Origin of the sequence: Fulvivirga ligni (genome assembly GCF_021389935.1) — a bacterium.
Classification (GTDB): domain Bacteria; phylum Bacteroidota; class Bacteroidia; order Cytophagales; family Cyclobacteriaceae; genus Fulvivirga; species Fulvivirga ligni.
The window spans coordinates 645614-664945 of the sequence record NZ_CP089979.1 but is presented as its reverse complement, the minus strand read 5'-3'; the positions used below and the strand labels follow the sequence as shown (position 1 = coordinate 664945).

Here is a 19332-nt window from a genome sequence, read left to right as displayed (position 1 = left end):
CAGGAGCTAGGGCACAAGTTCTATTTCGGCTCGGGCATTATGCCATTGTTTATCTCCATCACTGGTATAGAGCATCTTATCTCCACCCCAGGCAATTGGGTGAATTCTTTTATTGTCTATTCCATGGGTGGTAAGATATTCCTTCACGGTCTGGGCTCTTATTTTTGAAAGCTTTCGGGCAGAACCGTAAATACTTTTATTATGAACCTCATCTAGATGGAAGAAATCATTGGCACTACCTATCACTGTAATTGGTCCGGTATGGTTTCCATTGGTGTGGCCGTGAACATAAATTTCCGCTTCTTCATTTTCAAGCATGAAATTCATGACCCTTTCCAAAGTTTCTTTGGACTTGGGCATCATTACAGAGGCGTCAAGATAAAAATACACTCGCAGCGTGCTGTCAGTGCTCTCTTGAAGTGTACTGTTCTCCTGAGCTATAGTGCTTCCAGAAGGACGAGCAAGTAAAGAAAAAATATTAAAAGCCAACAGGACAAAAACAAAGATCTTAAAGTGCTTCACTGTCGAAAAAGTTCAATTAATTGCTACATCAACCAATTAATTTAGAAGTCCGTTTCATAAATGAAGCCCGATATCGATCAGTGGGGGAATTAACAGACAGCCCGTTGATGAGGCCGATGAAGAGATTACTCTTTGACCTCTATTTCCTGCTTTTTCTTGAAAATGCCAGTCATACCTTTCATGCTGGTTTTAAAGGTATTTTTGCCCGCATCTTTAATGGCATTCATTACACTGGTAATCACTTTTCCTGATGATTCCAGCACTAAAGATTTAAGTAGTACAGAAGCCGTTACGAAAGAATTTCTTCTAATCGACTTTCTATCAGCCACATCCCATGAGCCGCAGTATCTCTGTGCCACTATGCCAACTCTTAACGTTAAGAAGGCATTGGTGGAGCCTTCCAATAAACTATCTGTAATAATGTGGGCGGCATGACCTATAACTGGTATTGACCTTCCCGGGCTGCGTAGAACCGCGTTAATGATAGGTTCTACCTGTCGGGTAATGTCTATTTCATCAAGCTCAGAAGCGATGAGGGCAGTGGCACCCACATTACCATAAAGCGTAATCATATCTTTGATGGAGGGGCGCTGCCAGTAAATGTGAGCTACTCTCCAAATCATCCGGCTTTGGGTTACAAATACAGTAAGCGCATCTAATTTGCCATTTTGAGAAATAGCGGTGGTAAGAAAAACACTTTTAGCGGTTGCTTTAATAACAGATTGAGCTTCTTGATTCAATAATTCCAAAGCGGTCTTTAGGCCATCTTCTTTTTCAATATCAATCCCGGACTTCTTTATCAGGCGATTTTTTCTTAGGCGTGCTTTTAAGATGGTGTGGTACCGTTCTTCATCCTCCATGTTAGTAGGATAGGCCACAGATTTGGGTAGCCTAAGAATAAGCACGAACGGAATAAGTATGAGCAGCAGCAAGGTAATGCTGATAAAGCCCGTAACCAGCCAAGCCAAGGTAGGATTTACCGTGGTAAGATTAGCATGAAATGCTATAATCTGATTAATGGCGAAAAGTATGAAGCCCACAATAAGGGCTACAGATACTAATAGACCGATGGTTTTCAGCTGCTTAAACATTACTTTATTAGACAGAGAAAACCAGCAAAAGGTTTCAGATGCGCTTGGTTATGAAGCTAATTTTAGTGATTAGCTTCATAAATAAGTCTAATTCCCTCTAATGTTAAGTTTCCATCAATGGTGTCAAACTGAGCCTGTAGAGGTTCTAGAACTTTAGAAAGACCGCCCGTAGCAATCACTTTCATGTCAGTCTTTAACTCATCCTCTATTCTTTCGATCATTTTTTCCACCAGACCTACATAACCCCATAAAATGCCAGATTGAATGGCGCTGGTAGTGTCTGTACCTATTACTGAAGCAGGGAGCTCTAACGGAATTTCATTCAGTTTTACTGCGCTGGTGGCTAAAGCTTTCATAGCGGTTTTCAAACCAGGAGCTATATTAACCCCTTTGATCTTTTTATTGGCAACAATGGTGAAAGTAAGAGCCGTACCGAAGTCAACCACCAGGCAATCATCATTGAACTTAGTATAACCAGCCAATGCATCTGCTACCAAATCACTACCAATTTTATCAGGATGCAATACTTCAATAGGCAGGGCACTGTAGCTGGATTCTCCAATCATATAAGGAGTAATCTTAAACTTATCAGCCAGCTGCTTTTGTAGAACCTTAGTGAAAAAGGGTACTACACTACTTATGGCTACCTGGTCTATGGTAATGCCTGCCAAATGAGTATTTAACGACTGGCTCAGCATCTCTTGTGCTTCATCTTTTGTGCCTAGTCGCCATACGGTAGTCCATTCTTCACCATTATGAAGTCCGAATACCACGTTTGTATTTCCGATGTCTACTGCTAAAAACATATTAGGATTGAATATCGTGTATCAGTTGCGCATATCCAAAAGAATTTTCCAAAGAGAGCGTTACTGGCGGCTCACTGGTCTCAAAAATATGCCTTAAAACTTTATGTAAATTTTCTTCAGGAGTAGTGCCAAAAGCTTCAAAAGCTAAGGTCCAATAGTCCTGATCTCTAACGGAGAGATGAGATAATTCCATTTCACAACCTTCCTCCACATTCACGCCCATCTCTATTCTATCTGGAAAGCCTCCTTCCAGGGTAAACCTCGTCATTTTTCTGGACTTAGTAATCTCCACCCACGTTTCAGGATGCTGTATCATGAATGACCATTCCTTGTTGTCTTCCACGGCATAGCTCCATTTCGTGTATTGTTCTAGCTGCCCTTCATGAGCACCGAAAGAATATTTTGAAAGAGTGTTAATCAAAGGCTTTATTTGAATATTTCCCTCTCTCAACTTAATGCCTAATGTTCCTTGATCATGCTTATGGAAGTAATAATCAGTTCTTACGGGCTGGTGTTTAGCCTGAAAAGTATCTGCCCATGTTTCCATAACCTCAGGTAGCTTACCCTCAAAAACCCATCTTACCTCCACTGAATTTAACATAGTTAGATAACTCTAAGCGGTCGCTTTAGTTTTTAGGTTTATAATGAGATTTGTCGAAGATTTCTCTGGCATTGGTGTTCTCCATCAGCTCGGGTAAAGTGACCTCTTCATTTCTGGCCATATACTGCTTTACTATTTCCCAGCCAACCCATGTACCAACTCTTCCAGGTGCTTTTTCACCAATTTCGTAGGTTTTAGGACGTTCTTCTATATATTTTTTCTTTATCAAATGATCTGTCTCATATAATAGCTGGTTCTCAAGGAAATGTGCCCATACAATGTCCTGATTTTCGCGAGTACCTTTCATTTCTTCCTGGGAGTACCATATCAAAACACTGTCAGGAGTACAGGGCATCATGTGCTTAGCGAAATAGAAAGATTTGCCATAACCAACCATATCCGCCATCATGGTTTTATCAGTGATGTTGGTTTTATTATAGTTAGGAGAAATGCCATATAATAACATAATAGAAGGAGTAATATAGCTCGGACGATATCTTTCCAGCATGTAATCATATAATCCGATAGGTCTGTATTTAGCACCATCGCCCAAATAGTAATCTAAACCTATTACGATAAGAGAGTCTGAGATAAACAGGTCACTGTCTAAGCCAGTAGCAACGAACTTAACCTTAGGCAGCTTAGCCTCCGGGTAGTAATATCTTAAATTGGTGAAAGCTCCATTCAGCTCACTTTTCAATTCACTTAAATCACCAAATACGTCATCAATGGCCTTACTTAGGGAGTCAATGTGCGGATTTTGAAAACGCATAAGCAAGGCGTCCATCATTACTGAATCATTTGGGTATTGAGTTCTTCTTAAGAAGTACTCTCTAATTACCGGGTATTCATTAAGAAACTCTCTGAGCTCAGGTTTGGTCTTGGCGCCTAATAGTTTATGATCTAGTCTTTCAAAGTCCAGACTCACTTCCTGACCGGACACATCGGGCTGAAACACACATTCATCATATTTTTCATTACACGAAACAATAAAAAATGCTATAACTCCGCTTATTAGTAAAAGTGGAAAACCTTTTTTCATGATCAAACTATTCGTTTATTTGGACGTTAATTGAGCTAAGTTTTAGAACTTGCTAAGTAACCAAAAAATTATGTGCAGATGAGAAAAAAACTGCTGTTTCTATCATTTTTATTCATTTCAATAGGTAGCTATGCCCAGGTAGAGCTTGGCGTAAAGTTTAGTCCTACTATATCCACATCCAGAGTTTCGTCAGATGCTGATGACGTAAATTTTGATGGTAATGGTGCGGCTTTAAGGTTTGCTGCCGGCCCTTTTGCAGACATTGCTTTCAGTGAAAATTATTATATAAGTACAGGTTTATTTCTGGTGAGTAACAGAGCTACGTTTGAGGTTACCTCAGGTCCCGAAAGGCATGAGGAGGAGCATAACTTGCAATATTTACAAGTGCCATTGGCTTTGAAACTTTATACTAATGAAATAGCTCTTGATAAACGTATTTATTTTCAGGTGGGTACTACTATGGAGTTTAAGGTAAAAGAGAAAAGTGACTCAGAAATTCAACTGATTGAAGACTTCAAACTCTTTAATTCCACGCTTCAGGTGGGCTTTGGGCTTGATTATAAAATAGGTTTAAACACCAGCTTATTCGGAGGGCTTTCTTACAATCGTGGTCTTATTAATGCGGTTTCGGAACGTGCTGAAGGGGTGCCAAAATTTACGTTGAAGAATGATTATGTGGGGATTGATCTGGGTATTAAATTCTAACAATCATTTCAGATGCTCCACAAGCTCTTCCGGCCTGTAGATAACAGCCCTTTAATAGTATTTAGAATCATCTTTGGCCTTTTGCTCACTGCTGAGGCCTGGGGTGCTATAATGACAGGGTGGGTAAGAAGAGCCTTCATTGATCCTCAATATAACTTCCCTTTTATAGATTTTTCATGGCTGCATCCGCTGCCGGGAGATGGTATGTATTATTACTACGCCATAATGGGAGCGGCAGGAGTCATGATTACTTTGGGTCTATACTACCGCGCCTCCATGAGCATTTATGCCATTATGTGGGCAGGAGTATACCTGATGCAAAAGACCAATTATAATAATCACTATTATTTAATGATGGTTCTTTGCTTTCTCATGGTGCTTATGCCGGCGCATCGCTATGCCTCTCTGGATGTAAAGAGAAAGCCGGCTTTAAAAAGCTTGAGCTGTCCGCAATGGTGCCTGTCATTATTTGCCTATCAAATGACGGTGGTTTATGTGTTTGCTTCTTTGGCAAAGATGTACCCCGGATGGCTAAGATGTGAGCCTATAGAAATATGGTTTGCAGCCAAAAGTGACTATTGGTTGGTAGGGCCACTACTAGCCAAGCACTGGTTTCAGGTCATGGTGGCTTATTTAGGAGTTGCTTTTGATCTAATTATAGGGCCAGGATTACTCTGGAAAAAGACCAGGAAGTATGCCTTTATTGCAGCTGTATTTTTCCACCTCTTCAATTCAGCCATCTTTCAGGTGGGCGTTTTCCCGTACATGGGCATTGCCATAAGCATCTTTTTCTTCGACCCAGATCTTATTAAACACATTTTCCTTAAAAGAAAGCCTGTATTCAAAGACACAACTCAGAGCACTTATTCCCCTAGATATAAACAATTTATAAGTGGAGCATTCATAATCTATTTTGCTTTTCAAATTATGCTGCCTTTAAGGCATTGGTTTTTTCCTGGTGAGGTTCACTGGACTGAGGAGGGGCACCGTCTTTCCTGGCGAATGATGCTGAGAGTAAAATCTGGCAGTGTATTTTTTATTGTGGTAGATCCTAAGACTAAAGAAGAATGGAAAGTTTACCCAATAGCATACATCACCAGAAAGCAATCTGCTAAAGTAGCTACCCATCCGGATATGTGCTGGCAATTCGTTCAAATACTCAAAGAAGACTACGCTCAAAAAGGATACCCTGATGTTCAGATTTTTGCTCATGGCAAAGCGAAGCTCAATCAGGGTGAATACCATCCTCTCTATAATCCTGAAATAGATTTAGCTCAGGTGGAATGGCACCGTTTCGGCCATTCCGAATGGCTGCTGCCTTTTAAATCGGAGTTGTAGCAGCAGTGCTATCAGCAGTCACATTTTCAACCTTTGCAGGAGCAGGTTTTATTTTGAGCACTTCTTCCATAAACTTAAAAGTCTCTTTTCTTACGGTAGGTACATCTTTAGAGGTTAAGGTGGAGCCTATTACGTGGTGGCCAGCTTCTGGAAAGGCTGCTTTTCGTTTTAGGTTTTCCGGAGTTCCTAATTCATCATACATTTCCAACATGGCCGAAACGGAAACGGTATTATCTTGAACGGTGTCATTTTTATAGAAATAACCCAGGAATACAGGTTGAGTAACGCTTTCGAAAGTTTCTTCAGTCATGGTCACTTCCAATAGTTCCTGTAGCTGCGGTAGCGCTTCTACCCGATATCTGTTTTGCCAGTATTTCTGCCTTTCTTTATCGAGTTCCCATTCATAATAGTCGCCACCTTCTACAATTCTGGCTATTTGTAAACCCCAGTGCATGCTGAGTATGTCTGATAGCGGATCATAAATATCAATGTTAGGTGAATACATAATTAGGCCAGCAATTTTGTCATTGCCACCCGCCAGATATAGTGATAATGTACCTCCGGTAGAGGTGCTCAGTAAGATCACCTTATCGCCTAGCTGCTCACCGATGGCTATGGCATGTTTGGCCGAGTTCACCAGATTTTCCACAGTAAGGTCAAGCATAGGCTCCTTGACATCCAAGCCATGAGAGTGTAAACGGGAAAGGTAGAGGTTGCATCCGTATCTTTTAGCCAGGTCTCTGTGCATGGGAAATCCTTCCATTTGGCTAGCGGAAAAGCCATGTAAATACACAATGCTATAAGGTGTTTTTGTATAAGCCGAATCATACCACACTATGCGGGCTTCATTATCTGGCTTTATGCCATCTACCGCCTTTTCATGGTCTTCAATGTCTGATTCCAGCTGATATAAAAAGCGACTTACCTCAGGCAGATCCTTGTTCAGGGTAGGCTCCTTTACCTTCGGACCCACAAAATAAAAGAGAATTAAAACTGCAAAGATCCCTATTAACCACTTTAAGAATTTCATTTTTTAATCAATTACTATTTTCACAGAAAGAGCCTTTGGCTACCCATATTTTTTTTATTTCCGGTATTATAATTCCGTTTTTTACTGAAGGGTCATTCATGATCACGGCCTTAGCTACTTCTCCTTCCATAATCAAAGTGGTGCCATCGCTGTTGTCAAAAACTCCTTCCGAAATTACGTTGCCGGTTTTTTCTATTTCCTGTAAGTATACGTCATGTTGTCTGAAGAGTTCTGGTGCATCTCGTACATTAAATTTGGTGATGTAAGAATTAAACCTGATGAAGGTATAGGTCTGAAATTCTGCATCTGCCTTAGCCAGACAAGCTGAACCTCTTCTGGGAGTCCAGGGTAATATTTCAATTTTATATCTGTTTGCCTTTATCGCTGGGTCAGTGTTTATCCACTCTCTGGCCTCCTCTACAGAACTGGTGTTCATTATGAAAATACCTCCGCCACTATCGAAAGGCCCGGCTACCAAAAGTTTTCCTTCTTCGGCCAGCTTCTTAATATTGGCCAGGTGGCTTGCCTGCAGGCTCTTAACTTTCTCTTCAGGCAGTTCTTCTTTGGAAGGATTGGTGTTAAGAAAAACGAACATGAATTTAGTTTGACCAAAACCGCTGGAAAAGCTTGCGATAACGAACAAGAGAGCAATAAAAAATCTCATAGGTGTGGAATTATTACCTCGATTATAACAGTATTTTGAGTATCTTCTTCTCAAAACTCAGCCTTTTTTTAAACTTTCAACGCATTGGATCAATAATTAGTTTGTAGGAATAGTATTTGTCATGATTGGGTAAACCAAAGCCAAATAACTATGATTAAATATCTTGCACTAGTTCTTACCATTGTCGGCATTATCGGGCTCATACTTGGTGTGCTGGGAATATTTGGAAGTAATATAGTAGCACTTAGTCCGTGGGCAATGGCTATCCTGGGACTAATATTCTTTTTCTCTGGTATAGGTATATTGAAGAGGAAAAAGGATACAGATGAAATTGCTTAAAATTCTAACAGGAGATCTATCAGTGTTTCAATGTCGGCCTTAGTATTAAATACATGAGGTGCTATTCTTATGGCATTGCCCCTCATTGATACGCTGATCTGATTTTCTTTTAGTTTTTTGCTTAGTAACTCACTATCTAGTTCTTCTCTACACTTGATGCCAAACATATGTGCTGCTCTAAATTCGGCGTGCTCTGTATAAAACTTAGATCCTTCCAGCCTTAAAAGTGCATCTTTGGAGATATTATGGCAGTGCTCCTGAATATTCGAAACGCCCCATTCATTTAGCTTTTTTATGGCCTCCAGCATCATAGGAAGGAGCACGAAATTACTATGTTCACCCACTTCATACCTTAATGATCCGGGCTGATATCCAGATCTGTAATTTACAAGGTCTGAGAAGTTTTCGCTGTTTTCTCTATTTATCCAGCTTTCCTCCAAAGGTGATCCGTTGTCGAAGTATGGTCCGAAATAGGCTACACCAATAGAATATGGACCTAGAAGCCATTTGTAACCAGCACATATCAGTGCATCTGGCTGTAGTTCTTTTATATCTAAAGGCAAAGCGCCCACAGATTGAGTGCCGTCTATAATGAGCACTGCACCCACCTCTCTGCTTTTCTCTCTTATTGCTTTTAAGTCGAACAGGGTGCCATCAGCCCAATGAATATGGCCCAGCGCCACCACTTTAGTGTTAGAATCAATGGCCTCAAGAAGATTTTTATTCCAACTTTTTCCTCTATTGCTACCTTCATCCGGACTAACCACTTTTAAAATGGCTTGGCCATGGCTGCAAATCTTTTCCCACGGATAATAGTTGCTGGGAAATTGCTGTGCAGCTACTACAATATTATTTTTTGGTTTTAAAGGTATATTATTAGCCACTGTAGATATGGCATAACTTACGGATGGAATGGTAACTATCCTATTGGGGTTGTCAGCACCTATCAACCTGGCGAATTCTCTGCGAAGGAGTGCTGAGTCTTCAAAAAAATCATCGACGCTAATACTAGCGGGATTTCGCTTTTTCATTATTCCCTTCATGCCGGCCTCTTCTACACATTTCAGTAGCGGAGACATATAAGCGCAGTTGAGAAAAATTTCATTGTCAGGAAGTGAAAACTCGGCTTTGGTATTTTCGAACATAAAGGTTGATTAGTTTAAATTCAGTGAATCCCGCAAATAGGCATCTTGATTGTGGTTTTTAGTCCAGTAGTCAATGAATAGTTTACGGTCTAGCTGGGCAGAGGTTGTATATTGCTTCCCACCTCTACCTACAAACGTCTCCTTCCAGGCCGTTATTTCATGAGGAAACTTAAGGTTAAAAACTATCTCCAAAGTTCTGCCTTCAAATTCTAATTTATAAAGGCCGCTGTTGGCATCTTTAATTAAGCTTGCATTCACCACTTCAGGTTCTAATGGCTTGTGCTGTAGCCGGGTGTAAAAAAGCCCAGGCAACATTTCAAATTCGCCTTGCGGCAGCGATTCGTAATCAATTCGTATTCTGCTCCAAACTTCATCTTCCAGCATCACTTTTTTAGTTTCAACCTGTTCATCACCTTCGGTTTCGAAATATGAGAATAAAGATACTTTGTACTTATCATGGTTAAGATTTAGCTGTGCGAACGTATGGCCGCACCATTCCTGGCTGCTCATGGATACTTTAAAGGTGGAGCTATCTTTTTGTAATTCTACTGGTGTGAAGGCCGAAAGCATCATTGAGTATGGGTAAACTCCTGTTGTAAATTTCTTCACGAAATTGAGCTTCATCACATTCACCTTGTCATTGCCGGCATCCTCCGCATGATCTATTTTCACTTGCTTGTAGCGAGAAAAGGGCTCAGTTACGAATATTAAAGTAGCCTTTCCTTTTCTTTCTTCACCATACCTGGATTGGCTAAGGTTATATACAGCTACCTCTGCTTTTCCGTCAAACCAGTGCTCCTTGAATTCAGGCGAGGGCTCGTTAAAGTCATATTTAGATGGATCACTATGGCATGATATAAAGGCTAAAGTGATTACAAGAGACAATAGTAATTCTATAGCGTATTTCATGATTAGAAGATATTATGTACTGAAGTTTATATTCAAGTTTGGAATAGTGTTAATTTAGAAATTATTTTGGGTATTGGAATAAAATGAGGTCAATACCTAATAAAACCACAATCAACCAAACGCATGACAGAGCCAGTATTGCTTAAAAAAAGCAGCAAGCAAAAGTTTATCTATCTCGGTATTCTATTAATTACATTTCTCGTAGCCTACTCATACACCTTTGATGATAAGGTAGCCATGCTAGGAGATAATGCATCATATTATATGCTGGGCAAGGCTCTTTCTCAAGGTGAGGGTTATGTGAATATCACCCGTAAAGAGGCCACTCCAAATAATCACTATCCTCCAGGGTACCCGGCTATTATAAGTGTACTCATGCTGGTAAGTGACAGTTTCACTTTTATAAAAGTATTTAACGGGGTATTGCTCCTATTTGGCCTTTGGCTGCTATTTGAATTTTTAGGAAGGTTAACCGAGAACTATGCGTTCAGCTTTGTAGTGACTTTGCTAGCCACCTTAAATGCGCATTTGCTGTTCTACGGTAGTATTATGATGTCAGAGGTGCCTTTCTTCTGCATCAGCTTACTTTCGTTCTATAGTTTCACCAAAATAGACCTGGAGAAATTTTCATTAAAGAGCCCTCACCTGATTATATCTATTCTGGCAATGATATTTGCTTATTATATCCGATCGCTGGGGGTGGCTATATTAGGGGCATATATTCTATTTTTCCTTATTGGAAGACATTGGAAATATCTAATCACATATTTTGCAGCATTTGTAGTTGGCTTTTTGCCATGGTTTATCCGTGGTCAAAGCTTAGGGGGGAGGATCATACACCAAACAGCTTACAATGATCAACCCATATCAGCCAGCTTTAGGGCAGGCAGGTTTTGGAGATTTTGTAGATCGATTTTTGACTAATTTTTCCAGATACATAACCCTGGAAATACCAAGTTCAGTATTCCCTGTAAGAACTCCTGATTATCAGGCAGAAGCTATCGGAGGCCTTTGGTTTTTCGGTGTAGTTATGATTGGTCTCATTATTTACGGTGTGTGGTCATTGCCAAAATACAGATGGCTAATAGCCGGTTATTTATTAGGTAATTTTGCCATTCTTATGCTATGGCCAGACGTATGGATCGGGGTTAGATTCATTGTTCCAATTATTCCTATTCTTATCCTTTGCTTTGTAAATGCTCTCTTTTCCCTGTATTCGTTGGTGGCGAAAGGAGTGAAAAAGCAAGCTTCACCTCAGCCGTTGTATTTGGCTATTTTAGTGTTGTTCTGTTTTTCTCCCATTAATAAAATACATGACGATGCCAAGGCGGCCATTTCACCAGCCTGGAAAAATTATTTTGCCGCTGCCGACTGGATAAAGAAAAACAGTAAAGAGAAAGTGACGGTGGCCTGTGGTAAGCCTATGCTTTTTTATCTCTACTCAGACTCCTACACCCTGCGCTATAAATTTGAACAGGATCCTGAAGCTCTCATTAAAGATCTTGAAGAAAGAGAGGTAGATTATGTGGTAATTGACCAGGTATATGGCAATACATTCCGATACTTGCTGCCAGCCGTAAGGAAACATCCTGAGCGTTTTCAGCAAGCCCATAGACTTCAATACCCTGATACCTACGTACTTAAATTTAGAAGATGACCCAAAATATTCAGAAAATTTGAATTTTTTCACCTGAAGTAATAATGTAGTAATGCATTGGTTATCAAGAGGATTTATTGATGATCTTAAAATTTAATCTATAATTAATAAAACTTTCTTGGGAACACACTGTTTTCTAAAGCAACTTAGTACCCGAAAAGGTGATTAGCCAGATGCTGAATTAGTATGGTTTTTGGTGAAAACTTGTTAACTTAATACAAAGGCGGACGGATGATAGATGCTACTACATACAAGGGAATAGATTACGTTAGAGTGGGGGAGCTTCCAGAAGCACAGCGTGAAGCGATCCAGCAATGGCTTAATCCTGGTGTTATGATTAAAATTATGACCCCTTCAGGAATAATGCGTGATTGTGTGCAATACCGAGACTACCAAGACTGGTTCTATAACTCATATGCTCAGCCTACAGGCTCTACCAAGTCTGATGAAGGCACTTCAGTGGTGAAGAAAGTTATCCCTCGATTAGTAAGTTAATCCCAAACGCCAACTGGCACTACCTCTAATACATTATTTTCGGGATCATTAAAATAAAATGATTCCTGACCACTTTTCCATACCATCATATCAGTAATCTCAATACCTAAATTGGCGATCTGGCGCTTAACATTCTCGTAATCTTGGGTGTCTACTTCAAAAGCAAAGTGTTGATTTCCCTCGGCATAGTGTGGTGGAGGTGATTTCTTAAACTTACTATCCTTTGGATTGAAGCATAATAATACGGAGGTACCAGCCCTGAAAAAGATATGCTTACCCTCTTCATACATGATAATTTCTAAGCCTAATTTATCATGATAAAAGCTTTTAGCTTTCTCCAGATCTCTGATATACAGGCAGCTCTCTTTTATTTGCAAGAATTCTTTCATATCATGTTAATTAATAATGTTTAAGGCCTTTGCGGTCCCTTAATTTTAATCTTTATAAAATACTCATTTTAATGCATTAAAATTATTGATTACAGGCTATTGTTCTAACTTTGCAACTTATTTATAGGAGAATTGAATGTGAAACACGAAAGCCCGTTAGTTAAATTTTTAGTCTGGCGAATAAAACATATAAGCAATAAAAATTTTGTTCTAATCTTATCGGGAGTTATTGGGCTTATTTCTGGTATTGCTGCCGTTTCGCTAAAAGAGACTGTTCACTTCATTCAACACCAATTAACGGGGCATTTCAACAAGCAAGATGAAAACTATTATTATATAGGCTTCCCTCTTATTGGTCTCTTACTCACCGTTGCTCTTACTAATTACTTTATCAAGGAGAAAATGGGTCATGGTATTACCCAAATTCTTTATGACATTTCTAAAAACTCCGCCCTGATTAAGAGAACAAAGATGTTTTCCAGGATGATTACCAGTGCTATCACTGTTGGTTTTGGTGGTTCAGTAGGTTTGGAGGCTCCTATAGTAGTTACGGGTTCGGCCATAGGTTCCAATGTAGGCCGCTTCATGCACATGAATGCCAAAAAGCGGAGTTTGCTTATAGGCTGTGGTGCAGCCGGAGCTGTATCTGCGATATTTAACTCCCCAGTAGCGGGAGTAATATTCAGCATGGAAGTAATTCTGGCAGATGTTACCATTGCTATGTTTATTCCGCTGCTCATAGCCTCTGTGTCAGGAACATTGGTTTCCATTACATTATTAGGTGATGATGTGCTATTCTCATTCAAGCTGGTGGATAGCTTTAAGGCGTCAGACACGCCATATTATATTTTGTTGGGGGTAATCAGCGGCTTGGTCTCTGTATATTTTACCAGAGTAACCTATAAAGTAGAGGCGCTTATAAAAAGAGTGAAAAACTATTTTGGTAGGGCACTGGTAGGTGGGGTGTTATTAGGAGTAATCATATTTCTATTTCCTCCAATATATGGTGAAGGTTATAACACCATTAAACTTTTATTGGCCGGTAAAGAGCTGGAAATTTTAGATACCAGTTTATTCTTTTCAGAGATAGATAACGTAATCGCCATTTTCTTATTTATTCTCGGAGTTATTCTAATTAAGCCCGTAGCATCAGCGCTCACCATCGGTTCCGGTGGTAGTGGTGGTATATTTGCTCCTTCACTATTTCTGGGTGGTGTAACAGGTTATTTGTTTGCTGCCATGCTTAACGTGATTACCTGGGGAAATACAAGTACCAGTAATTTTACCTTAGTAGGCATGTGTGGCGTGATGAGTGGGGTACTTCATGCGCCACTAACAGCTATATTCTTAATAGCAGAAATAACCAGTGGCTACGAGCTGTTCGTTCCGCTGATGCTGGTGTCTGCCATCTCCTTTAGTACAAGTTCATTCTTTGAAAAACATTCGCTTTACACCAAGCACCTGATCGAAAGTGGAGATCTCATTCAGTATGATAAAGATAAGCAGGTACTATCGCTTATAGATCTGACTAAGATCATAGAGAAAGACCTTCTGAAGATTGATCCTCACGCCACCTTGGGTGAGTTGGTAAACCTCGTTCGCATATCCAAAAGAAACATATTTCCAGTGGTCAATGAAAAGCAAGAACTGCTGGGCGTAGTAACACTAGATGATATAAGAAATATCATGTTTGATCAGGATAAGCAGAAGTCCACCATAGTTAAAACCTACATGCATAGCCCACCGGCATACATTAGCTCTCATGAAAATATGCAATCAGTAATGCGCAAGTTTGAGCTATCTGGGGCCTGGAACCTTCCCGTGATTGATAATGGTAAGTACGTAGGCTTTTTGTCTAAGTCCAGAATCTTCAATACCTACCGAAAGAAGCTAATTAGGCATAATCAGGAGTAAATCACTAAACTGATTAACCTTACATTTAACATGCAAGAAAAAAAAGATTTTTGTTTCTGTAAATTAGGCTTGTATTGTTTATTGTTTTTCCTATTTTCGCGTCCTTTTGTTTTTTCGGTTTTAGTTGTCCACAAAGTGAACATTAAATGATTGATACGTAACTAATTGTTTTTCAATAAGTTATGTATTAACCTGTGGATAATGTGGATAAGTTATCGATTTTGTGGAAAACTTTTCATTGACTTTTCGGATTCTTGATTTTGTATAATCAGGGCACTTCTGCCATTGCTTTCTAGCTCACTTTTTACCGCAAAATATTACACCCTTATTTTTCTAATAGTCTCATTTTTAGTGGCTAAAACTTTTACTCCGGTAAATCAAAAAAAAGAACTACGTACGTATTTTCTACTATTAACTATATGTTACGGTTAATTTAGGAGTATATTATTCAGGTAGTTATGGCTGTAGTTTGCAGCAACATGGTCTGAAAATTATAATCTTTAAAAAGTACAATTTTCAAATTTGCAATTTTTGAACTTTTGAGGAGAATATCCGTAATTTATACTCATGAAAAATCTGTCGTTAATTCTTCTATTTACTTTGAGTTTCGCTGCTGTAGCAAAAGCACAAGAGGTGCCAGTGGTGAAATATGACAAGCTGGAAGCACTGATAAAAGAATCAGGTGAAAAAGTAAAGGTGATTAATTTCTGGGCTACCTGGTGTGGGCCGTGTGTGAAAGAATTGCCTTTGTTCCAAACGCTGTCATCACAAGGAAATGTAGATGTTCATTTAGTAAGTCTTGATTACGCTGATGCCATTGATAAGGTAAACAAATTTGTGGATCGAAAGGGCTATGGGGAAATGGACATTATGCTTTTAGACGAGATAGATTATAATTCATGGATTGATAGAGTTGATAAAAGTTGGTCAGGGGCAATACCGGCCACTTTAATTATAAATCCGGAAACGGGAAAAAGAGTGTTTGTAGAAGGCGAGCTTAAAAAGGAACAATTAGAAAAGCACATTAAAGAATTGTCGAACTAAACTAACCAAATTATGATCAAGTCTAAACTTTTTGCATTGCTGTGTCTGCTCGCATTCTTTGCAGGCAAGCCAATAACAGATGGCGGTTATTCAGTAGGAGATACCGTTAAGGATTTTAAACTAAAAAATGTAAGCGGAGATATGGTTTCTCTGGCTGATTATAAAGATGACAAAGGTATTATTTTGATTTTTGACTGTAATACCTGCCCAGTGTCTAAAGCTTATAATTCCAGAATTAAGGAATTACATGGCATGTATGCAGAAAAGGGCTTTCCAGTATTGGCCATTAACAGTAATGACCCAGGCCGCCAGCCAGGAGATAGCTTTGATGAAATGGTGAAATATGCTAAAAAACATGACTACAAGCATGCTTATGTTCAGGATCTAAATCAGGATGTAGCTAAAGCTTTTGGAGCTACTAATACTCCACATGTTTTTTTACTGAAAAATACTGGCGCTGATTTTAAAGTAGCTTATATTGGTGCTATTGATAACAACTCAAGAGATGCCGATGCTGCTGACAAAAAGTATGTGGAGGACGCCATTGATGCACTTTTGGGAGGAAAAGATCCTGAAACATCAAAAACAAAAGCAATAGGCTGCTCTATTAAATGGAAAGAAGCTTAATAGTCTAACAATATTACTTAATCGAGCTTTGCTTCATATTTCGGTATGGGGTGAAGCTCTTCTTTTTTATGGCAAAACCAAAACTGGAAATCGTACCTGAATTTTATCAGGGCTACATAGCTGGAATAGAAGACGAAAAACTAATCCCGGCTTTAATCAATCACGGCAACATTACGATGGATTTACTAAAATCCATTCCTGAAGCTTCTGGATCCTACAGATATGATGAAGGAAAATGGAGTATTAAGCAAATGCTGGTGCATATCATAGATTCAGAAAGGATCTTTGCTTATCGAGCTCTGGCATTCGCTAGAAACGACAAGACATCTCTACCTGGTTTTGAGCAAAATGACTATGTAGACGCTTCATTTGCAGATGATAGAAAGCTTTATCAGATTTTAGAAGAGTTTGGCAATGTAAGGGCTTCTACCATTGATTTGTTCTCTAGCTTTAATGAAGAGGTGCTGCTGAGAGAGGGTACTTGTAATGGTTATGCCATGTCAGTGAATACTTTAGGTTATCTGATTATAGGCCATGAGGCTCATCACCGTAGAATATTAAAAGAACGATATTTTTCGGCCTAGTCGCGCTTTTTCGTATTTTGCAAGAATGAAGTTATCGATTTATCTGGGTTTGTTCTCAGTAATGGTGTGCACCTGGTCTTGCTCCAGTATAAATAAGAAACATATTATTAGTGAGGTAGTGGCTCTTGAAGAGGAGTTTCATGATCATTCTGGTTTTGTTTTATACGATCCTGCAGAGTCGAAAACATTAATTTCGTATCAGGGCGATAAGTATTTTACTCCCGCCTCTAATACCAAAATTCTCACTTTATACTTGTCTTTAAATGTGCTGGGAGATTCAATTCCAGGCCTTTATTATCAAGAAAAAGGCGATTCTTTGATTTTTTGGGGTGCTGGGGATCCTTCATTCTTAAATAAAAATCTTCCGAATAGTGAAGTTTATGACTTTCTGGCAAACACAGAAAAAGAACTCTATTTTTCTGGCCAGAATTTTTATGACTACCACTTTGGCCCAGGTTGGGCTTGGGATGATTACTTCTACTCTTTTTCCAGTGAGAAAGCTCCTTTTACTATCTACGGTAACAATATCGAAGTGACCAAAGATAAAAACCAGCCGTTTCTTACAGTAAAGCAACCTTTTTTTAAGCAGTACTTTTGGCTGGGGGATAGTCTTTACAAAGAAGATGAGCTAGTGAGGGATTATAATTCAAACAATATTATCTATTTCCCTTCACCTGTTCCTAAGAGAATAAATACTGAATTGCCATTTAGATATTCAGATATATTGTTCACCAAAATTCTGGCCGATACGCTACATAAGGACGTTCAGCTAGTTAATCTTAAAATGCCGAAAGATCATCAAGTGATTTATAGCATTGCAGCAGATTCTGCTTATCAGGAAATGATGCAGGAGAGTGATAATTTCATTGCCGAGCAACTTTTGCTTACCTGTGCTGGCGTACTCACCGATTCACTTAAAGCACAAGCCGGCTTAGATTATGGCTTGGGTGAGTTACTAAAGGATGCGCCGCAAGAGTTTGTTTGGATGGACGGTTCAGGTCTTTCGCGCTATAATTTGTTTACGCCCAACTCGCTGGTTTGGCTTTGGCATAAATTATATCAGCAAATACCCGAAGAAAGACTGTTTTCACTACTGCCAGCCGGAGGACAGCCCGGCACTTTAGCTCGATATTATAAAAGTGAGGAACCATATTTGTTTGCAAAAACAGGTACGCTAAGCAATAATCATAATCTTAGTGGGTTCTTAAGAACAAAGAAGGGCAAACTATATATTTTTGCCTTTATGAATAACAACTACCCTGATAAGTCGGGTCCAGTGAAAAGAAAAATGGAACAGATTCTTCAGGATATATATTTAAATTATTGATATGAAGAAAGGTTTTGTTGCCGTACTAATGCTTATTGCTGGCTTTCACGCCAAAGCTCAGGTCATTGATAGTCTTGATTTTAAAATTGGGCAGATGCTCTTAGTCGGCTATCCAGGCAAAGAAATATCTCCTGATGATGCAACTATAAAGGATATCAAAGAGGGTAAAGTGGGAGGAATCATTCTTTTTGAAAAAAACATTAGCCCTACTAACTCTTATATTAAGCTAAAACAGCTTACCTGGACACTGCAAAAGGAAGCGCCACTACCTCTTTTCATGGCAATTGATCAAGAAGGTGGTCGTGTAAACAGATTGAAAGAAAAATATGGCTTTCCTAAAACGGTTTCAGCAGCCTATTTGGGGCAGGTGGCCAATATGGACAGTACGCGCTTCTATGCTGAAATGACAGCTTCCACTTTGGCCGGACTTGGCTTTAACGTGAATTTCGCTCCGGTGGTAGATTTGGCGATTAATAAGAATAACCCAGTTATAGCTAAGATAGATCGTTCATACTCCGAAAACCCTGATAGCGTGGCGATGCAGGCGGAGCAAGTAATTGAAGCGCATCGTAAATTCAATATTGTTACGGTACTTAAGCATTTTCCGGGTCATGGCAGCTCACACTCTGATACGCATTTAGGAATTGCAGATGTTACTGAGTATTGGCAAGCCAAGGAAGTTTCACCATATTCTACATTAATAAAAGACGGTGAGATAGATGCGGTAATGACTGCTCATATAGTGAATAAAAAATTAGATAAAAAAGGACTGCCAGGCACATTGTCTAAATCCATTGTTACTGGTTTACTAAGAGATAGCTTAAACTATGATGGTGTAGTGTTTTCTGATGATATGCAGATGCACGCTATAACAAAGCATTATGGATTAGAAAAATCTATTAAACTATCCATACAGGCAGGCGTTGATGTATTGATCTTCAGTAATAATATTCAGGGCAGTGAAAACAGAACAGTAGATACTGTGCATGATATTATTATGAAGCTTATAAAGAGTGGTGATCTTACTGAAGCAAGAATAGACGAATCTTACAGAAGGATTCTTAAACTTAAAAGAGAGAGAATAAAAGGAGTAGAATAGTTTT

The 19332-nt window shown here is 39.3% G+C and carries 22 protein-coding genes; 12 read left to right on the top strand and 10 right to left on the bottom strand.

The genetic code is table 11. From position 1 onward, the window contains the following. Positions 1-6: 6 nt before the first annotated feature. From LVD16_RS02960 to gldB, 5 genes are all read right to left on the bottom strand, one after another. Positions 7-522 carry an OmpA family protein gene (locus LVD16_RS02960; RefSeq protein WP_233772098.1) on the bottom strand — a complete coding sequence of 172 codons (516 nt, stop codon included), beginning with the start codon at positions 520-522 and terminating at the stop codon, positions 7-9. A 125-nt stretch (positions 523-647) separates the two neighbouring features. Next, positions 648-1613: a DUF697 domain-containing protein gene (locus LVD16_RS02955; protein ID WP_233772097.1), complete on the bottom strand. Its 966-nt coding sequence runs from the start codon at positions 1611-1613 to the stop codon at positions 648-650. A 62-nt stretch (positions 1614-1675) separates the two neighbouring features. After that, entirely contained in the window at positions 1676-2419 is a 744-nt protein-coding gene (locus tag LVD16_RS02950) for a type III pantothenate kinase (RefSeq protein WP_233772096.1), read from the bottom strand. Between the two features lies 1 nt (position 2420). Further along, positions 2421-3020: a hypothetical protein gene (locus LVD16_RS02945; protein WP_233772095.1), complete on the bottom strand. Its 600-nt coding sequence runs from the start codon at positions 3018-3020 to the stop codon at positions 2421-2423. Between the two features lie 25 nt (positions 3021-3045). Continuing rightward, positions 3046-4062: a gliding motility lipoprotein GldB gene (gene gldB, locus LVD16_RS02940; protein WP_233772094.1), complete on the bottom strand. Its 1017-nt coding sequence runs from the start codon at positions 4060-4062 to the stop codon at positions 3046-3048. A 78-nt stretch (positions 4063-4140) separates the two neighbouring features. Here gldB and LVD16_RS02935 point away from each other — a divergent pair, with 78 nt between their 5' ends. Together LVD16_RS02935 and LVD16_RS02930 are read left to right on the top strand one after the other, a co-directional pair. After that, complete coding sequence (locus tag LVD16_RS02935) at positions 4141-4767, top strand: porin family protein (protein ID WP_233772093.1); 627 nt, start codon at positions 4141-4143, stop codon at positions 4765-4767. A 12-nt stretch (positions 4768-4779) separates the two neighbouring features. After that, entirely contained in the window at positions 4780-6105 is a 1326-nt protein-coding gene (locus LVD16_RS02930; RefSeq protein ID WP_233772092.1) for an HTTM domain-containing protein, read from the top strand. On the opposite strand, the gene LVD16_RS02925 is transcribed toward LVD16_RS02930, so the two are convergent. Both LVD16_RS02925 and LVD16_RS02920 read right to left on the bottom strand, forming a co-directional pair. Continuing rightward, positions 6089-7135, bottom strand: a complete 1047-nt coding sequence (locus tag LVD16_RS02925; protein WP_233772091.1) for an alpha/beta hydrolase — start codon at positions 7133-7135, stop codon at positions 6089-6091. The two genes, LVD16_RS02930 and LVD16_RS02925, sit on opposite strands and share 17 nt — an antisense overlap. Before the next feature lie 7 nt (positions 7136-7142). Further along, on the bottom strand, positions 7143-7799 hold the full coding sequence (locus tag LVD16_RS02920) for a YciI family protein (protein WP_233772090.1): 657 nt from the start codon (positions 7797-7799) through the stop codon (positions 7143-7145). Between the two features lie 150 nt (positions 7800-7949). Here LVD16_RS02920 and LVD16_RS02915 point away from each other — a divergent pair, with 150 nt between their 5' ends. Then, positions 7950-8138: a hypothetical protein gene (locus LVD16_RS02915; protein WP_233772089.1), complete on the top strand. Its 189-nt coding sequence runs from the start codon at positions 7950-7952 to the stop codon at positions 8136-8138. Here the strand turns inward: LVD16_RS02915 and LVD16_RS02910 are convergent. Both LVD16_RS02910 and LVD16_RS02905 read right to left on the bottom strand, forming a co-directional pair. Further along, positions 8135-9283, bottom strand: a complete 1149-nt coding sequence (locus LVD16_RS02910) for an aminotransferase class V-fold PLP-dependent enzyme (protein WP_233772088.1) — start codon at positions 9281-9283, stop codon at positions 8135-8137. The genes LVD16_RS02915 and LVD16_RS02910 overlap by 4 nt on opposite strands. A 9-nt stretch (positions 9284-9292) precedes the next feature. Next, the gene (locus tag LVD16_RS02905; RefSeq protein WP_233772087.1) at positions 9293-10192 is read right to left on the bottom strand and encodes a hypothetical protein; all 900 of its coding nucleotides are present in this window, start codon (positions 10190-10192) and stop codon (positions 9293-9295) included. 123 nt (positions 10193-10315) lie between these two features. Between LVD16_RS02905 and LVD16_RS02900 the strand changes: the two genes are divergently transcribed. The 3 genes from LVD16_RS02900 to LVD16_RS02890 all read left to right on the top strand — a co-directional run bounded on the left by LVD16_RS02900 (position 10316) and on the right by LVD16_RS02890 (position 12344). Further along, the gene (locus LVD16_RS02900; RefSeq protein ID WP_233772086.1) at positions 10316-11116 is read left to right on the top strand and encodes a hypothetical protein; all 801 of its coding nucleotides are present in this window, start codon (positions 10316-10318) and stop codon (positions 11114-11116) included. Beyond that, positions 11046-11849, top strand: coding sequence for a hypothetical protein (locus LVD16_RS02895; protein WP_233772085.1), 804 nt, complete (start codon positions 11046-11048; stop codon positions 11847-11849). Before LVD16_RS02900 ends, LVD16_RS02895 begins: the two co-directional genes overlap by 71 nt. A 231-nt stretch (positions 11850-12080) precedes the next feature. Continuing rightward, entirely contained in the window at positions 12081-12344 is a 264-nt protein-coding gene (locus LVD16_RS02890) for a hypothetical protein (RefSeq protein WP_233772084.1), read from the top strand. Here LVD16_RS02890 and LVD16_RS02885 read toward each other — a convergent pair. Continuing rightward, the gene (locus LVD16_RS02885) at positions 12341-12733 is read right to left on the bottom strand and encodes a VOC family protein (RefSeq protein ID WP_233772083.1); all 393 of its coding nucleotides are present in this window, start codon (positions 12731-12733) and stop codon (positions 12341-12343) included. The two genes, LVD16_RS02890 and LVD16_RS02885, sit on opposite strands and share 4 nt — an antisense overlap. 138 nt (positions 12734-12871) lie before the next feature. On the opposite strand from LVD16_RS02885, the gene LVD16_RS02880 reads away from it, so the two are divergent. The 6 genes from LVD16_RS02880 (at position 12872) to LVD16_RS02855 (ending at position 19328) form a co-directional block, all read left to right on the top strand. Then, positions 12872-14647: a chloride channel protein gene (locus tag LVD16_RS02880; RefSeq protein WP_233772082.1), complete on the top strand. Its 1776-nt coding sequence runs from the start codon at positions 12872-12874 to the stop codon at positions 14645-14647. Positions 14648-15214: 567 nt separating this feature from the next. Continuing rightward, the gene (locus LVD16_RS02875) at positions 15215-15691 is read left to right on the top strand and encodes a TlpA family protein disulfide reductase (protein ID WP_233772081.1); all 477 of its coding nucleotides are present in this window, start codon (positions 15215-15217) and stop codon (positions 15689-15691) included. Between the two features lie 12 nt (positions 15692-15703). Beyond that, complete coding sequence (locus LVD16_RS02870) at positions 15704-16318, top strand: thioredoxin family protein (protein WP_233772080.1); 615 nt, start codon at positions 15704-15706, stop codon at positions 16316-16318. Positions 16319-16386: 68 nt separating this feature from the next. Continuing rightward, complete coding sequence (locus LVD16_RS02865; protein ID WP_233772079.1) at positions 16387-16902, top strand: DinB family protein; 516 nt, start codon at positions 16387-16389, stop codon at positions 16900-16902. Positions 16903-16927: 25 nt separating this feature from the next. Further along, complete coding sequence (locus LVD16_RS02860; protein ID WP_233772078.1) at positions 16928-18229, top strand: D-alanyl-D-alanine carboxypeptidase; 1302 nt, start codon at positions 16928-16930, stop codon at positions 18227-18229. 1 nt (position 18230) lies between these two features. Beyond that, complete coding sequence (locus tag LVD16_RS02855) at positions 18231-19328, top strand: glycoside hydrolase family 3 protein (RefSeq protein WP_233772077.1); 1098 nt, start codon at positions 18231-18233, stop codon at positions 19326-19328. The last annotated feature ends 4 nt before the right edge of the window (positions 19329-19332 follow it).

Coding starts and splice junctions, on each gene's coding strand:
- LVD16_RS02955 (WP_233772097.1), bottom strand. CDS start 1,613: ATGTTTAAGCAGCTGAAAACCATCGGTCTATTAGTATCTGTAGCCCTT.
- LVD16_RS02905 (WP_233772087.1), bottom strand. CDS start 10,192: ATGAAATACGCTATAGAATTACTATTGTCTCTTGTAATCACTTTAGCC.
- LVD16_RS02950 (WP_233772096.1), bottom strand. CDS start 2,419: ATGTTTTTAGCAGTAGACATCGGAAATACAAACGTGGTATTCGGACTT.
- LVD16_RS02915 (WP_233772089.1), top strand. CDS start 7,950: ATGATTAAATATCTTGCACTAGTTCTTACCATTGTCGGCATTATCGGG.
- LVD16_RS02900 (WP_233772086.1), top strand. CDS start 10,316: ATGACAGAGCCAGTATTGCTTAAAAAAAGCAGCAAGCAAAAGTTTATC.
- LVD16_RS02910 (WP_233772088.1), bottom strand. CDS start 9,283: ATGTTCGAAAATACCAAAGCCGAGTTTTCACTTCCTGACAATGAAATT.
- LVD16_RS02875 (WP_233772081.1), top strand. CDS start 15,215: ATGAAAAATCTGTCGTTAATTCTTCTATTTACTTTGAGTTTCGCTGCT.
- LVD16_RS02945 (WP_233772095.1), bottom strand. CDS start 3,020: ATGTTAAATTCAGTGGAGGTAAGATGGGTTTTTGAGGGTAAGCTACCT.
- LVD16_RS02855 (WP_233772077.1), top strand. CDS start 18,231: ATGAAGAAAGGTTTTGTTGCCGTACTAATGCTTATTGCTGGCTTTCAC.
- LVD16_RS02920 (WP_233772090.1), bottom strand. CDS start 7,799: ATGAGATTTTTTATTGCTCTCTTGTTCGTTATCGCAAGCTTTTCCAGC.
- LVD16_RS02930 (WP_233772092.1), top strand. CDS start 4,780: ATGCTCCACAAGCTCTTCCGGCCTGTAGATAACAGCCCTTTAATAGTA.
- LVD16_RS02885 (WP_233772083.1), bottom strand. CDS start 12,733: ATGAAAGAATTCTTGCAAATAAAAGAGAGCTGCCTGTATATCAGAGAT.
- LVD16_RS02935 (WP_233772093.1), top strand. CDS start 4,141: ATGAGAAAAAAACTGCTGTTTCTATCATTTTTATTCATTTCAATAGGT.
- LVD16_RS02895 (WP_233772085.1), top strand. CDS start 11,046: ATGATCAACCCATATCAGCCAGCTTTAGGGCAGGCAGGTTTTGGAGAT.
- LVD16_RS02890 (WP_233772084.1), top strand. CDS start 12,081: ATGATAGATGCTACTACATACAAGGGAATAGATTACGTTAGAGTGGGG.
- LVD16_RS02925 (WP_233772091.1), bottom strand. CDS start 7,135: ATGAAATTCTTAAAGTGGTTAATAGGGATCTTTGCAGTTTTAATTCTC.
- gldB (WP_233772094.1), bottom strand. CDS start 4,062: ATGAAAAAAGGTTTTCCACTTTTACTAATAAGCGGAGTTATAGCATTT.
- LVD16_RS02870 (WP_233772080.1), top strand. CDS start 15,704: ATGATCAAGTCTAAACTTTTTGCATTGCTGTGTCTGCTCGCATTCTTT.
- LVD16_RS02865 (WP_233772079.1), top strand. CDS start 16,387: ATGGCAAAACCAAAACTGGAAATCGTACCTGAATTTTATCAGGGCTAC.
- LVD16_RS02860 (WP_233772078.1), top strand. CDS start 16,928: ATGAAGTTATCGATTTATCTGGGTTTGTTCTCAGTAATGGTGTGCACC.